Here is a 14,756-nt window from a genome sequence, read left to right as displayed (position 1 = left end):
GCGACGATGCGGGCCCGTGGCCCGCCCAGGAGCCAGGCCATCACAGCCAGCCCGGGTCCCGGTGCGACGGGTGCTTATCGTCGCCTGCTGCGTCATGCTGGCCGGAACCGGGTGCGCATTCAACGGGCTGAACTCGCTACCCCTACCGGGTGCGGTTGGACGCGGACCCGGAGCCAACATCTACCATGTCGAGATCGCCAATGTCGGTACCATGGAGCCGAATTCGCCGGTGATGATCAACGACGTCGTGGTCGGCAGTGTCAACAAGATGACGGTGAAAGCCTGGCACGCCGACGTTGAGATCTCGGTGAAGCGCGATGTCGTGGTACCCGCCAACTCGGTGGCCAACGTCGGCCAGACCAGTCTGCTGGGATCCATGCATCTGGAGCTGAATCCGCCGCCCGGCCAGCAGGGAAGCGGACGGCTAAAGCCCGGCGCCACCATTCCGCTGAATAGGGCGTCGACTTACCCGTCGACAGAACAAACCCTGTCGTCGCTGTCGGTCGTCATCAACTCCGGCGGATTCACCCAGATCGGCGACATCATCCACAATTTCAATGCGGCTTTGTCCGGGCGCGCAGGCGCTGTTCGCGACCTGCTTGTCCGCCTCGACCGGTTCGTGGGCACGCTCGACCAACAGCGCGACAACCTCGTCGCATCGATACAAGGATTGAACCGACTCGCCGACACCCTGGCCGGACAACGCGACGTCATCACGGCCGCGCTGCGCAAGATACCGGCCGCGCTCGATGTGCTGATCAGGGAACGGCCGCACATCGTGACCGCACTCGACAAACTCCGCGTGTTCAGCGACACCACTACCCGGCTTATCAACGACGCGGGGGCCGATCTAGTCAAAAACCTGCAAAACCTTGAGCCGGCAATTCGCGCTCTGGCTGACGTCGGGGGGCCGGACCTCGGCACAGCCCTGGTGTACGCGCCGACCTTCCCGTTCCCTCAACAATTCATCGACCGCTCCTTCCGCGGCGACTACGTGAACCTGTTTGTCGCCCTCGACTTGACGAACGCCGCGCTTAGGGGCGAAACCTTGCTGGGCACCCATTGGGAACGGCCGGGCGCTGAGCTGGTACCCGCACCCGGGGACCCGTATTACCTGCAGTACCAGTACACGCCCGATCCGCTTCATCCGGGGGCTCCCGGACCGGTACCGCCGCCCGTCGGCGCACCGCTGACGCCCACGGCGGCGCCGCCACCAAGCTTTGCCGTACCGCTGCCGCTACCACCGCCGGGGGTGTGCGGCTCGTTCGGACCTTGTCCCGCAGTCGGTGCGCCACCGCCCAGACCCATACCGCCGCTGCCGCCCGGACCGGGGGCCCCGCCACCACCGCCGCCGCCCCCGGGCCCACCGCCGGCGCCACCGGGCGCACAACCCGCGCCAGAGGCCGGGCCCGGGCCGATGCCGCCCTACGCGACCCCACCGACGGATGGGAATGGCTGATGTTAACCCGTTTCGTCCGAATCCAGCTGATGATTTTCACGATCGTGGGAACCCTCGGTGTGGTCGTGATGGTCTTGAACTACATCCATGCCGCGACCCTGCTGGGGGTCGGGCGGATGACGGTCACACTAGAGTTACCCGCCGCCGGTGGCCTCTACCAGTTCAGCAACGTGACCTACCGCGGGGTGCAGGTCGGCAAGGTCACCGCGGTGACGTTGACGGACCGCGGCGCGAAAGCGACGCTTTCCCTTGGCTCTTCGCCGAAGATCCCGGCCAACCTGCGAGCGGAAGTGCGCAGCGTCTCCGCGGTCGGCGAACAATACGTGGACCTGCGGCCACAAACCAACTCGCCGCCCTACCTGCACAACGGCTCAGTCATCGCCATGCGCGAAGCCACCATCCCGCAGCCGGTCGGGCCGGTGCTCGACCGGACCGACGCCTTGGTCGACAGCATCCCCAAGGGCAAGCTAAGCGCTTTGCTCGACGAGTCGTTCAAAGCATTCAACGGAGCGGGCTACGATTTCGGATCGCTGTTCGACTCGGCGGCGCGACTTTCCGGCGACCTCAACGGCGTCGCCGACCGCGCGCGGACCCTCAACCAGGACACCGTGCCGTTTCTGGACTCGCAAGCACAGACCACCGACGCGATCCGGCTGTGGGCGCGCAGCCTTGCCGGATTCACCGACCAGTTGGTGACCAACGACCCCCAAGTGCGCAGCCTGCTGGAAACCGGGCCCGGCGCCTTGAACGAGGCATCCCGGCTGCTTGAGCAAGTCAAACCGACATTGCCGGTATTGCTGGCGAACCTCAGCACCGTCGGCGAGATCCTCGTGGCCTACCATGCTTCGCTGGAGCAACTTTTGGTGTTGCTGCCGCCGTTCGTGGCTGCTATTCAATACTTTAATCAGACGAAAAACCCGACGGGGCTACCTCGCGGCAACTTCGCAGTGGAGGTCAGTGATCCGCCGGCATGCACGGTCGGTTTCCTACCGCCTAACCAGTGGCGTTCGCCGGCCGACCTCACGATAACCGATACGCCGGACGGGCTGTACTGCAAACTGCCGCAGGATTCACCGATCGCGGTTCGAGGAGCCCGCAACTACCCGTGCATGAGGCATCCCGGAAAGCGCGCGCCGACAGTCGAAATCTGCAATAGCGATAAGCCTTTTGAACCGCTGGCGATGCGGCAGCACATATTCGGGGCCTACCCCCTGGATCCGAACCTGCTCGCGCAGGGCATCCCGCCCGACGATCGGGTGAACTTCTTCCGCGACAGAATTTTCGGACCGGTGGAAGGAACGCCCATGCCGCCAGGATTACCACTACCTCCGGCATTACCACCTCCGCCGGCATCAGCGGCTAACGCGCAAAGCCCCGCACCACCGCCCGCGCCGCCGGGGATTCCCCCCTTAGCGCCGATGGATGTTCCCGATGCGGCCCCACCGCCCACCGGCCATGGTGGCGGTGGGCCACAGGCGGCTCCAAGCTCGTTCGACCACAATGGATCTGGCGCCGGGCCGTCTTTGGCCGTCGCCCACTACGACCCGGCGACCGGCCGGTATGTTGCCCCCGACGGACAGACGTATCGGCAGACCAACCTCGTGAAGGGGGCGGCTCCCAAGACCTGGCAGGATATGCTTCGTGCGTGAAAGCGGGCGCGATCAGGTTTGACTAATCAGGCGATTTTGTCCAGCCTGAACGGCATCTGGATCACGAGCCACCTGTTGATGCCGCACGCGCCGCTCGGGCCGACCGTCTTGTCCAGACCAGCCAGTGTGGGCGAGCCCTGCTGTATCATCCCGTCGGGGCCGACGGGAGTGAAAGTGAATGTCTGGTGGCCGGTGACCGCGGTGCCATCGGGACAGAATTCCCAATTCGGCACATCGCGTCTGACGTACCACATCGGCGTTTCATCATGGCTGGATATCCTTGCGCTCCAGCCCTGGTCGCTCGTCACCTGACCGCTGCAGTCCTGGGCGGTCTCGCACGAGGAGGTGATCGTCCACGTGCTTCGCACCGTCCCCTCGTCGTGAAACACCTCGTTAGTCTTGGCCCACTCACCGACTGACGTGGCGATATACGTTCCGTTGATCGCGTGGCCTTCTGCCCTGGCTAACGGTGCCGTGCTAAAACTGCCGATTACTATGGTAGCGACCAGCGTTGTGCTTGCGACTGTGCCGGTTGAACGGCTCATTGAACGCATCACGTGCTCCTCGACGCGCTACAGTCTTATCCAAATGACTACGAAAGCGGTTCTGCGCCGCCCCTTTCTCAAGAGCTGAGAGTAACACTGCGCCCGCCGGTAGGTGCCGATTTGCGCCAAACAGCCAGCCGCGGCTTTCATCCAAAAGTCAAACTTCGCTACGAGACAGCGTCGAACTTCGCTATGAGCCAGGAACCCTTGACCTTCGTCAGCGTTACGCGGACGCTGCTTCCGCTTTTGACCGGTTCCGGCTTTTCCTTGCTCGCCGTTTTTTGATCGATAAACACTAGTACCACAGCTGACTTCGGATGTAGCTCCGATGCCGCTGCTTTAACCACTCGGACCGTCGTCGTGAGCCCACGCTGGGCCGCCGGCGCCACGATCTGTTCAGTGAACCGCTTGTAATAGTCCTGAAAGTCGTCGCTGAGGCGCGACTTCGCATTGGCGAAATCGCGGCTCAGGCTGTCAGGCGAGTACGACAGCAGCGCTACCGCACCATCTGACGCAGCCTTGACTGCCTCGTCGGCTGCCGCTTTATCGGTTTGCTGATCCGGACGGTACTGAACGAAGAACAAGCCAACGGCCCACCCTGTTGAGGCAAGGAGCAAGGTTATCAACACAATTGGACGCCACATGGCCATGCAACGGCGAATCAAGCCCCAGCTCTGCCTCATTCGGCGGCGACGCACCGGCTTCACCTCGGATGAGACTGCCACGTCGTCGATCTGCGGATCGTCTTGGGGCGTCACGGCAGGAACTCGACTCGCGACATCTTGAGTTGGCCGCCGTCTCTTTGGAGATTCATGACGATGCGCCACGACCGCGACGGCGGTTTCGTCTTGTCTGGACTGACTATATCGGCTTTTGCCGTGACAAGGACCACGGCTGAATCGGCGGTCATCGACTCGACAGCGACGGCTTGCACGGTGGCCTTCGTGCTGGCCTTCGACTTCTCGACCGACTCAACCAGGCCGTTTGCGGTTAGCAGCATCTGATTCTTGAACTGGCCCGTGCTGTCGTCGATGACGCGCTGCAGATCGTCCCTCGCCTTGTCGGCGTCAATCGACATCAGCGTGATGGCGCTCTGCCGAGCCGCCGCGGCGAACTCCACAGCCCGCTGCCGCTGTTCCACGGATTTGCGGTGATACCACACCACATAACCGCTTGTGCCCGAGAAGGTGCAAATGAGGATCACGGCCGTTGCTACAGCGAGTGACTTCCGTCCCGGTCGCTTCAGCACCCGCCTCCGTAACCGAGACCACCTCCCGGAAACAGGCTGTGGCTCACCTACGCTGGATTCCGCAGCCGCGGCGTCTGTGTGGTCCGCGTCGACCGTTTCGATGGTCTCGGCCTGGTCGCTCGACGTCGTGTCGGCTTTCCGGCTCAACTCGATGGCGCGGGCGCGGGCTTGCCGGGCTCGCGCCTCCGCCCGGGCGGCCTCCTTCATCGCTTCCTTGAGCGTGGGGTCATCACAACGCTCGAAATCGAGCGCCCCGGTTAGACGCTCCGGCGACGGCATGGTTACCTCCTTGTCGCGATGGAGGGAAGAGCCACATTATCACCCGCTCAGCGGGAAGTCGGTACCGCGGGGTCGATCCTGGTTAATGCATATCTTCTCCGAATCGAAGAATTTTGTTTTCCGCTGTGTCAAAGTAATTGAGTGCGATTCATCGTGGCAGCCATTGCCGCGTGGGTGGCAGTTGGTATGTTGCCGACGCCGCCCGCCAACGCCGGGCCGACGGTCTGCGACTACCCAAGCTGCACGCCGGGCATCACTCCGCACGTCGTCCTGGGTGCGCCGTGCGACAATACGACCTACTACGTCTTCGGCACTGCCGATTATGACATCTCCTTCGCGACACAGCCCGGCCGGCTGATGTTCTGCGGCTCAGCGAGGAGGCGAGAGACCAGATGGTTCCGCTCACCTCCGATGGCTGGAGTCAAGGAAGAGAACTCCGACTGCACACTGTGGCCCGAGTACTACGTCGCGCAAGCGCCGGACGGCCTATTCCTCATGTGCGTGACGCAAAATGGCCGCATGACCTGGGTACGCGGCGACACATAATAGTTATGTTGAAGCTGGCGTGCGCCGGAGGATCACTATGAAGATCGGCTGGGGCTTGGTTGCGGCGGCTATTTGCACTGCAGCTGCCGTCCGCTTCGCAAGTGCTGCCGACGCGGACGATTTCAGCGGTACCTTCATCCGAACGGGGCCGGGCACCGAGTCCGATTGGCAGTCCACGTGGGTTGTAACGCCCTGCGGTCCCGGATGCGCGCACGTGGCGGATAGCACCGGGTGGAATGCTGATGCGCACATCATCAAGGGTCGCTGGACATTCGAGGTTAGCCGTCCGGATGCCACCAAATGCCTTGATGGTTGGGCACCCGGCATAGCCAACTACTCCGTCGACGCCGCACGACTCGATGGATGGGTCGTTACCACTAAGCCGGCGCCATGTGCCCTACAGGAGGGTTATTCGACTCCTCTGTATTTCACTTTGACGAGGGCCGGCTAGAACGACCAATCCGGCATGGACCCGGTTCGTTGATCATGAGAGGCGGTATGTCAGAACCTATCCGGGTTTACACGATGGCGCGTCTTGCCATCTGCCGAGACCGCCGAGTTCCTTGCTGAGTTAGTCCAGCAGTGGGTTCGCTTGTGTTGTGCCACCGATAGCCAGGGGAGCCTGGCGGCCATGGCGTAGCCACGACGGTCGCGCATACACGAGAAGGTCGCAGAATGCCCCCTGAAGCCAAAATTTCAGATAACTCGGTTCATTCCCGACCGTCCGAGCATTACGCTGTGACGGACGCGAAGAGCAGGGGTGGAGGCAAACATGCGGCTTTTCACTGCGGCCCTACTGGTCCTAGCGAGCATCGGAAGCGCGGCCACGTCGGAGATCGCCGTGGCCCATGCTTCGGGAGACAGCGATTATCTGATGCTGCTGAATCGATACGGGTTCGATGTCTCCACCGTTGAGAACCAACAGTTGACGCTCAAACTTGGTCACGCCATTTGCAACGACCTGCACAGCGACGCCACCCCTCAAAAAAAGCAAGCGATGGCCGTCCAACTCGGCGCGGCGAGCAGCGCCATCGTGAGCGCCGCCCAGCTTGAGTTGTGCCCCGACACCATTTCTTGAGCTGTGCTCCGGGCGCCGATCGTCTGGAAAACCGCGGGTCGGTAGGTGATGAGTTACCAAGGACGCATGGAACAGAGCACGCCCTTGGGGCCGTCCTTCATCGCGACGATGGCACCATCGACCAGCAGTTGGCAGTGAAACATCGGCGTACCGGGTTCATGCCCGGTACTGGCGGTGAAAAATGCCCACTGGTAAGGGTTCGCCAGGTCCAACTCGTAGGTCCATGGCGATCCTGGACCCACATCGGCTTGGACGTTCGGGACGAACGTGTAGGGATCATGACTGTAATCCGAAAAGATCGGCGGCTCTTGGCCTAGGTAGTAGATATCCGCATAGATCGGGTTGGAAGCGGTCAGTAAGTACTTGACGTGATGCATGACCGGCTGATCGTCCGCTTGCGCTGTCGCGGTAGTTTGTACCGGGGCCGCGATTGCCAAAAGCACTGCCGAACCGATGCCTAGGGCCGACCTTCTGGTCGTCACTCCTTCGCTCCTCTGCTCCTCAATGCCAACCGTGATTGCCACGCACCACACTACTTCCAGTGATTATCTCACCGGCTTTGCTGGTCCTATCGCCTTATTGCAAACGTAACCGTTCTGGAGAGGCGCTCAGCCTGGCGTATCGGTGCGGTGCACCCAACGCAGGGTTCTGTTGATCTGTTCGCAAACGAGCGGGGTTCCGTCAGGTTCCTGCGCCGACTGATCCATCGCATCACACGGCAGGGCGACTTCCCGTACACCGACCAGCGGGCCGGCCGGTGTCCAGACGCCGGCTGGGGAGCACACGTAAGTCCTGGATTTGGAATCCAACCCAAAGTCGTAGAAGTGGTGTGGCTCGCAAGGCGCTGCCGGCGCAACGTCACGAGCCACGTTCGGCACACAGTCCGTTGCGTCGCAAAACGCCAAGGCCTTCCCGGCAGGAATTATCGGTGCTGCAACCGATACTCCCATTATGACCGCCCCCGCGATGAATCGGCGCAGCTCTAACCTTCTTGCCGCTTCAGTTGGTTTGCGACGGGCGAAATAGTCGAGGGCCATAGAAAAACAGTAGTTCCCGCTTGGCTGCTTGAGAACCGCAACGAGTAAAAAGTGTTCTCGTAGACGGCGACAGGAAATTCCTGCCAAGCACGCGTCGACTCAGCTTGACGCTGAGGCCACGTCGTAAGAGTTTTCGGGGCTGAGCGCATGACGCGGCTCAATAGCCTGGGAATGCTGCGTAGTCATCTTTGTTCGCGCTGCCGCGGCACAACTTTCGCCGCGCGATCTATTAGGCATGAGACTAGTATTTCCGCAGGCCAGCACCTGCAGTCCTCGCGCAGGCGACACCGTTATTCGCAGCGGCAGGAGATGATAACGTGGCTCTCCTAGACCGGACAAGCGGTGAGGAGGTCGCATGCTGACTGGACGTCGTGGCGATCCGTCCGAGTCTGCGCACCGAATCCCGCGCAGCCAGCCTTGTCCTTCCCGGTCAACGGTAAGCGGTGGAGCGGTTCACTATTTTCCGGGTCGTGGTTCACACGCGCGGCCCCGCTTCGGGGGTTGGTGAGCTTTGAGCGCCGGCATCCGCCAAAACGCTGCTGACAAGAAACCGAATCTGGTGAACGAGGACGAAACGACCAGCACCGCTGCCGAGATGCGGGCATTGGCCGAGCAAGCGGAGGCAGAGGCCGCCGAGGCTGAGGCTCTCGCGGCCGCCGCGCGCGCCCGGGCACGCGCGATCCAATTACGTCGGCAGGCCGAACTCATTGAAGCTACGGAAAAACACAAGTCGCACGCAGCCGAGCCGGCTGAAGCTCAAGCGGAAGTTCCTCCGCCTGAGAGCGAGCCCGCTGATGTCCCTCGGCAAAGTGTTGAGGCAGAAGGGGTCGCGGATGATGCTGTCGTCGAACGCGACGCAGATGACGCTGTCGTCGAACGCGACGCTGATATCCCGTCTGCTCCGGATGTAGCGGTGGACAAGCCGGCGTGGTATCGACGTTGGCGTCGTCCCCGACTGTCTGCCATTGCCGCAAGTCTGGCCATTATCGTTATTCTCGCCGCGTCGGCGGGCAGTGTTTATATGGTGCTCGAGCATCGCGACGCGTCGCACCGTCGCCAACTTGCGGCAGAGTTCGCTGCAGCAGCGCGGCAGGGCGTCGTTACGCTGACATCACTGGACTTCAACAACGCCAAAGATGGTGTGCAGCGCATCCTCGATGACTCCACCGGCTCGTTCAAAGACGACTTCGCGAAGATGGCGGGCGACTTCACCAAAGTGGTAGAGCAGTCGAAGGTGGTCGAGCGGGGAACAGTTCAGGCGGCGGCAGTCGACTTGGACTCGATGACAAACGACTCAGCGGTGGTGCTAGTCGCATCCACCTCTGAAGTTACCAATGCGGCCGGCGCCAAGCAGGATCCGCGCAATTTCCGGTTGATAGTGACGCTCGCCCGCGACGGCGATCAGCTCAAGATGTCGAAAGTCGAGTTTGTGCCATGACGACAGACGAAACGTCGGTGGCCGAGGAGGCAGCCGACGCCGAGTCGACCGAACACGTCGGGACCGAAGACGCAAAGCCCGGGTGGGGGGCGCGCTTGACCGCCTGCATGAAGCAACTGTCCAGCAACAAGGTCCTTGCCGCACTGCTGGCAGTGTTGGTGGTAGCTTCCGCAGCCTTGGCTGCCTGTTTGCTCTACTTCCAATATTTACCGGATCGCGACACCGATGCTGCGGCCGCCAAGTCCGCGATCACCGCGGCCAGTGACGGGACCGTCGCGGTACTGTCATATTCGCCAGACACTCTCGACCGCGACTTTTCTTCGGCAAAGTCGCGTTTGACCGGTGACTTCTTGTCGTACTACAGCAAGTTCACCAACGAGATCGTCGCTCCCGCTGCCAAGCAGAAGTCCGTGAAGACGAACGCAGTGGTGGTCCGTGCCGCCGTGTCGCAACTACATCCGAACTCTGCCGTCGTACTGGTGTTCGTCAACCAAAGCACGGTAAGCAAGGATCGGCCAGAGCCGAGTTTGACCTCGAGCAGCGTTCTGGTCACATTGACGAAAGCTGATGGGAAGTGGCTCATTTCGTCGTTCAATCCAGTCTAGGACGGCGACTGAGAAGAACGCGCGGCAAACTGCGCGGACGGATATATGCGACCCCACCATTAGCGATTGCTCGACCCCGCTACGTTCTTCACGTGGGCGTACTGGGTCTATTCCGGGCTTTGGTCACCGAACAGCGACGTAGTCCGGTGGCGCGCAATGACGCCCACCGAAGAAGCGCCGCCAGGATATCGATCCGATACGCGGGCGGGCTGGTATTCGCTCATCTCGTTGCAACCAGCGAGATCCTCGTCATCGCGGTAGCGCTCAGCGGCCACACAACCGGCGGAGCACAGGTCCACTTGAGCGCGAAGAATGTGATAACGGCCATCGTTCTGGTTGTGGTCGGAACCCTCACCGTCGCAGTAGGCGCAGTCGTGATCCTTGCTCCGTCACTGCGCTGGTTTATCACCGGGCGTGAACCCGATCCGAATCACCGTCGCGCAGCGACGAAGATCTTGCGGAACCAATCGGTGCTCCTTGCGGCGACGTGGGTGTCCGGCGGAGTGGTCTTCATCCTGCTGGACCTCAACGGGGGAGTCACGGTTGCAGTGTCGACCGGCTTAGCCGTGTTGTTCGGTTGGTCTGCTGCGACGGGCACCGCCGTTCTGCTGACGCAACGCACTCTACGTCCGATCGTCGCTGCTGCCACAGAGGGTTCCGACGGCTTTGTGACAGTACCGGGCGTGCTGGTGCGGCTGATCGGCATGTGGCTGCTCAGCAGCGCGCTTCCCAGCGTGGCCATTGCGGCCCTGGTCTTCCTGCGATCGCTTGGTTGGATTATCCACAAAAACGCATCGATCGAGATTCCGGTGTTGGTGCTGTCTCTTGTCGCGGTGATGCTGGGACTGCGAGGGACCATCCTGGTCGCAAGGTCGATCTCGGACCCTGTTCGCGAGGTCGTGAACGCGATGGCAGAGGTCGAACACGGACGAATCGGCACGTTCGTCGATGTCTATGAGCGCTCTGAAATCGGCCGCCTGCAAAGGGGATTCAATCGGATGGTCTCGGGGCTGAGCGAACGTGACCGGTTGCGTGACCTGTTCGGCCGGCACGTCGGTCTGGACGTAGCTCGTCGCGCCCTCGAAGAAGACGGGTCATTGACCGGACAGGTGGTGGAAGCGGCGATTCTCTTCATCGACTTGGTGGGCTCGACCCGGTTAGCGGCGAGCCGCCCGCCGGAAGAAGTCGCCGAGCTGCTCAACAACTTCTTCCGGATCGTTGTCGCCGAAGTCGACGAAAGACACGGGTCCATCAACAAGTTCGAAGGCGACGCAGCGCTGGCCGTGTTCGGAGCGCCGCTGCGGCTGGACGGAGCGGCGTCCGCAGCGTTGGCAACAGCACGCGCGCTAGGCACCCGGTTGCCCGAACTGCCTTCGGTGGACTTCGGCATCGGCGTCTCCGCCGGGCCGGTCTTCGCCGGCAACATCGGCGCCGAAAACCGCTACGAATACACGGTCATCGGTGACCCCGTCAACGAAGCAGCGCGACTGGCCGACCTCGCGAAAAACACGGACAGGCGAACCTTGTGTTCAGATGCCGCCATCGCGCGAGCCGACGAGGCCGAGCGCGAGCATTGGGTCCCGCGGGGGTCCACCGTGCTACGCGGCCGCTCGGATACCACACACGTCTCCGCACCGGCGGACGAAAGTCTTGATTAGGTGGCGACGACGGCCACGCTCCGATCCCAGAGTTCGCGGGCCAGCGCCGTGTTATTCGCTGCCCGGTTAGGTTTGGCGATCTTGTGCCGGGAGTAGTACGCACCCGATACCCAATCGACGCCGGGCGTGCTCGCCGCCAGCCAGACCAGCTGGTCGGCTCCTTGCTCGGGGGTCGCTGTGAATAGCCGCGTCGGGGTGTGCCGCATGACAGCAAGGAACCGCGATCCGGATGCGGGGCCGAAGTTGGAGTCGACGTAGCCGGGGTGGAACGCCGCAGCCGATAGCCCGGCATCGTGATATCGCCGGTGTAACTCCTTGGTGAACAAGATGATTGCCAGCTTGGTGAGGGCGTAGACCTTACTCGGCCGAAAACGCTGGGTGTTCTCCAGGTCGTCGATGCTGACTTTGCCCAGCAGCTTCTGTGACGCGCTGGATGTATTGATGACCGACGCGCGGGAATCGACCAGCAGATCCAGCAGCAGGGTAGTGAGCAGAAACGGCGCCAGATAGTTGACCTGATACGTCTTTTCGTACCCGTCGTCTGTCAGCCGGGTTTTGGTTGTCATGCCCCCGGCGTTGTTGGCCAGCACGTCGATGCGGGAATAGCGTGATTGCAAGCTCTGCGCCAATGCTCGTACTTGGGCCAGGTCGGCGAAGTCGGTCACGAAACAGTCGGTATCCAGTTCGGCGGCCACCGCCTTGGTCTTGGTCTCCGACCGGCCGATCAGGACAACATTTTCACCGGCGTGACGCAAGCGCCGCGCTGCCGCGGCGCCAATGCCGTCGCTGGCACCCGTGATAACGATCGTTTTACCCGGCATCGTCATCCGGTTTCGTCAGTCGGTCGCCACCGGCAGACGCGCCCATCCACGCACGCTGGCGGTATGTGCCCTGACCGCGTTGTCATAGTCGACCTGCCAGTCAGGCCAGCGCTTGAGCACTTCCTCGAGAGCGACGCGCGCTTCCATGCGTGCCAGCGCCGAACCCAGGCAGAAGTGCAAGCCGTGCCCGAAGCTCAGATGGGAGCCGGTGTGACGGATGTCGAATCGCGCTGCGTCGGCGAATCGTCGTTCGTCTCGGTTCGCTGACCCATTCAGCAACAATATGATTGAGCCTGCGGGAACGGTTTGACCGTAATATTCGACGTCGTGGGCGACATATCGAGCCTGTACGGGCGATGGCGCTTCGAATCGCAGGACTTCCTCGATGGCTTGCGGGATCAGCGAACGGTCGGCCACAATCTCGCGGCGCTGATCGGGATGATCGGAGAGCAGCTGGCCGATGAATCCGATCAGCCGTGTCGTCGTCTCGTTTCCGGCCCCGGCAATGGTGCTGGTGTAGGTCACCACCTCGGTGCGGGTCAGTCGTCGGCGCGTGCCATCGGGTTCTTCGACTTCGGCGTTGAGCAATTCGGTCATCAAATCGTCGGATGGGTGCTCGGCCCGCCAATCGATGTACTCGGCGAATACCTCGTAGGACTGCTCGAAGCTGCCGGAGTCGAAGGCCGGCTTGCCTTCCTTCAATGTCAGGAGGGTGTCGGTGCGCTTGCGGATCGCCTCCTGGTCCTGCTCGGGAATGCCCACCAGATACCCGATCACCCGCATCGGCATCAGCGCGCCGAGATCTTCGATGAAGTCCAACCGGCCCGAGCCGACGTGGGGATCGAGTGCGCGGACACAATATTGACGTGCCAACCCCTCGACGGCTTCCATGCGCCGGGGAGTGAAAACCCGTGACAGCAGCCGCCGGTGAAGATCGTGCACGGGCGGATCCTCCCAGAGAATGATCCCCGAGGGGATCTCCATACCGCTGAGCAGGAGGTCGGTCGTCGTTCCTCGACCGGACCGGAATCGCTCCCAGTCGTTGAGCGCAGGCGCCACATCGGCATAGCGGCTCAGCGCGAAGAAGTTGAACTTCTCGTTGTGGTACAGCGGTGCCTCGTCGCGAAGCCGCTTCCACACCGGATAGGGGTCGTTGTCGATCTCGAAATCGAACGGGTCGTAGTAGATGTCGGTCGTTTCGGCACTTGTCATGCCTGCACCCCTTCTGTCTGCGGCAGCTTGTCGCGTTGATTCGCCAGATCGTTTTGGGCCAGTGCCGGAACCACCGCATCGGCAACATGATTCAGGTATGGCCATGCAAGATCGGGTGGCAGCCCGCCGCACAGCGGGGCCAAAGTGAGCATGCCGCCGCCGTGAACGTGGTTGATCGCTTGGGCCACAGTGAAGATCCGGTGCGAGCGGGAGGTGGCGCGAAGCTCTTCAACGGTGTATACGTCGGCGATTCCGGCTGATGTCTCGTTGCTCGGGTTCCAATCGGCGTATGTGCGAGCGTCGTGCAGCAAGTACGGGCCAAGCTCGTGCCACGCTTCGTCGACATCGTCGGCCACAAAACACACCGAGGGGGTGTCGCGGTCGGGCAACAGGGTCATCCCCGGCTCGTGACCGTGCGCGCTGCAGGCGGCTTCGTATGTTTCTTGTGACCCAGGCACATTGGCTTGAGCGAGGAAGGGCAGCCCGTACTTTCCGGCGCGTCGGGCGGCGGCCAGACTGCCGCCTCCCCACATCAGCAGCGGGCCGCCGGCCGTGTACGGCGGTGGTGTCACTTTGATGCGGCGTCCATCGCGGACCACCGCCTCACCGGCAAGCAACCGGCGTAGCAAGTCCAGCTTCTCGTCGGCGATGCGTCCACGGGCACGCATGTCCACGCCGAAGTGCTCGTACTCTTCGCGCCGGTATCCCAAACCGAGGATGTAGGAGACGCGGCCTCGGCTGATGATGTCGAGCACCGCCATTTCCTCGGCCAGCCGGACAGGGTCGTAGAGCGGGAGAAGCACCACCGACGTGATTGCCAGACGCTCGGTGCGAGCCGCAACCGCAGAGGCGAGGATCAGCGGTGTCGGCAAATAGCCGTCGTCGGACCCGTGATGTTCGCACAGCACCGCGCCGAGGCAGCCGCGAGTCTGTGCCCACGCGCACATGTCGATCGCGGTCGCATAGAGCTCGGTCGTCGGCGCGCCGATGGCAGAGGCACGCATATCGAAACGCATCGAGAACATTTGCGACCTCCGCCAGCTGGAATGCCGGCACCAAGTAGGATTTAAGCACCCGCTTAAAAGCGCTGAGCATATGCCTAACATGCTGCGTGGGAGCGGTCAAGACTCGGTGAGGCGGACACTTTGATGTTGTCCAATTACCGCCCAATAGGGAAGGA

General features: G+C 62.2%; 14 protein-coding genes. 7 read left to right on the top strand and 7 right to left on the bottom strand.

Translation table 11 applies throughout. From position 1 onward, the window contains the following. Nucleotides 1–94: 94 nt before the first annotated feature. Both G6N15_RS04600 and G6N15_RS04595 read left to right on the top strand, forming a co-directional pair. Nucleotides 95–1,459, top strand: coding sequence for an MCE family protein (locus tag G6N15_RS04600; RefSeq protein ID WP_163747942.1), 1,365 nt, complete (start codon nucleotides 95–97; stop codon nucleotides 1,457–1,459). Beyond that, nucleotides 1,459–3,108, top strand: coding sequence for an MCE family protein (locus G6N15_RS04595; RefSeq protein ID WP_083087655.1), 1,650 nt, complete (start codon nucleotides 1,459–1,461; stop codon nucleotides 3,106–3,108). The genes G6N15_RS04600 and G6N15_RS04595 overlap by 1 nt, the downstream gene beginning before the upstream one ends. Nucleotides 3,109–3,134: 26 nt before the next feature. Here the strand turns inward: G6N15_RS04595 and G6N15_RS04590 are convergent, their stop codons facing one another. From G6N15_RS04590 to G6N15_RS04580, 3 genes are all read right to left on the bottom strand, one after another. Continuing rightward, complete coding sequence (locus tag G6N15_RS04590; RefSeq protein WP_083087592.1) at nucleotides 3,135–3,653, bottom strand: Rv2253/PknI dimerization domain-containing protein; 519 nt, start codon at nucleotides 3,651–3,653, stop codon at nucleotides 3,135–3,137. A 167-nt stretch (nucleotides 3,654–3,820) separates the two neighbouring features. Next, complete coding sequence (locus tag G6N15_RS04585) at nucleotides 3,821–4,336, bottom strand: twin-arginine translocation pathway signal (protein WP_083087656.1); 516 nt, start codon at nucleotides 4,334–4,336, stop codon at nucleotides 3,821–3,823. A gap of 71 nt (nucleotides 4,337–4,407) precedes the next feature. Beyond that, the gene (locus tag G6N15_RS04580; protein WP_083087593.1) at nucleotides 4,408–5,181 is read right to left on the bottom strand and encodes a hypothetical protein; all 774 of its coding nucleotides are present in this window, start codon (nucleotides 5,179–5,181) and stop codon (nucleotides 4,408–4,410) included. Nucleotides 5,182–5,322: 141 nt separating this feature from the next. On the opposite strand from G6N15_RS04580, the gene G6N15_RS04575 reads away from it, so the two are divergent. Next, on the top strand, nucleotides 5,323–5,727 hold the full coding sequence (locus G6N15_RS04575) for a hypothetical protein (protein WP_139797821.1): 405 nt from the start codon (nucleotides 5,323–5,325) through the stop codon (nucleotides 5,725–5,727). 772 nt (nucleotides 5,728–6,499) lie between these two features. Further along, complete coding sequence (locus G6N15_RS04570; protein WP_139797822.1) at nucleotides 6,500–6,805, top strand: DUF732 domain-containing protein; 306 nt, start codon at nucleotides 6,500–6,502, stop codon at nucleotides 6,803–6,805. Between the two features lie 53 nt (nucleotides 6,806–6,858). On the opposite strand, the gene G6N15_RS04565 is transcribed toward G6N15_RS04570, so the two are convergent. Beyond that, a complete protein-coding gene (locus G6N15_RS04565; RefSeq protein ID WP_083087658.1) occupies nucleotides 6,859–7,182 on the bottom strand; it encodes a hypothetical protein in 324 nt (107 codons plus the stop codon). A gap of 1,255 nt (nucleotides 7,183–8,437) precedes the next feature. On the opposite strand from G6N15_RS04565, the gene G6N15_RS04560 reads away from it, so the two are divergent. The 3 genes from G6N15_RS04560 (at nucleotide 8,438) to G6N15_RS04550 (ending at nucleotide 11,543) form a co-directional block, all read left to right on the top strand. Next, nucleotides 8,438–9,280, top strand: a complete 843-nt coding sequence (locus G6N15_RS04560; protein ID WP_169922510.1) for a hypothetical protein — start codon at nucleotides 8,438–8,440, stop codon at nucleotides 9,278–9,280. After that, nucleotides 9,277–9,885 carry a twin-arginine translocation pathway signal gene (locus tag G6N15_RS04555; protein WP_083087596.1) on the top strand — a complete coding sequence of 203 codons (609 nt, stop codon included), beginning with the start codon at nucleotides 9,277–9,279 and terminating at the stop codon, nucleotides 9,883–9,885. The genes G6N15_RS04560 and G6N15_RS04555 overlap by 4 nt, the downstream gene beginning before the upstream one ends. Before the next feature lie 209 nt (nucleotides 9,886–10,094). Beyond that, nucleotides 10,095–11,543, top strand: a complete 1,449-nt coding sequence (locus tag G6N15_RS04550; protein ID WP_139797830.1) for an adenylate/guanylate cyclase domain-containing protein — start codon at nucleotides 10,095–10,097, stop codon at nucleotides 11,541–11,543. Here the strand turns inward: G6N15_RS04550 and G6N15_RS04545 are convergent. The 3 genes from G6N15_RS04545 to G6N15_RS04535 are packed head-to-tail and all read right to left on the bottom strand — an operon-like array spanning nucleotide 11,540 to nucleotide 14,601. Next, entirely contained in the window at nucleotides 11,540–12,364 is an 825-nt protein-coding gene (locus tag G6N15_RS04545) for an SDR family NAD(P)-dependent oxidoreductase (protein WP_083087660.1), read from the bottom strand. The two genes, G6N15_RS04550 and G6N15_RS04545, sit on opposite strands and share 4 nt — an antisense overlap. 15 nt (nucleotides 12,365–12,379) lie before the next feature. Beyond that, complete coding sequence (locus G6N15_RS04540) at nucleotides 12,380–13,576, bottom strand: cytochrome P450 (protein ID WP_083087597.1); 1,197 nt, start codon at nucleotides 13,574–13,576, stop codon at nucleotides 12,380–12,382. Then, complete coding sequence (locus G6N15_RS04535; RefSeq protein WP_083087598.1) at nucleotides 13,573–14,601, bottom strand: LLM class flavin-dependent oxidoreductase; 1,029 nt, start codon at nucleotides 14,599–14,601, stop codon at nucleotides 13,573–13,575. The genes G6N15_RS04540 and G6N15_RS04535 overlap by 4 nt, the downstream gene beginning before the upstream one ends. Nucleotides 14,602–14,756: the final 155 nt, after the last annotated feature.

It is taken from the genome of Mycobacterium noviomagense, from assembly GCF_010731635.1.
Classification (GTDB): Bacteria; Actinomycetota; Actinomycetes; order Mycobacteriales; family Mycobacteriaceae; genus Mycobacterium; species Mycobacterium noviomagense.
This window is presented reverse-complemented; position numbering and strand designations above follow the sequence as displayed.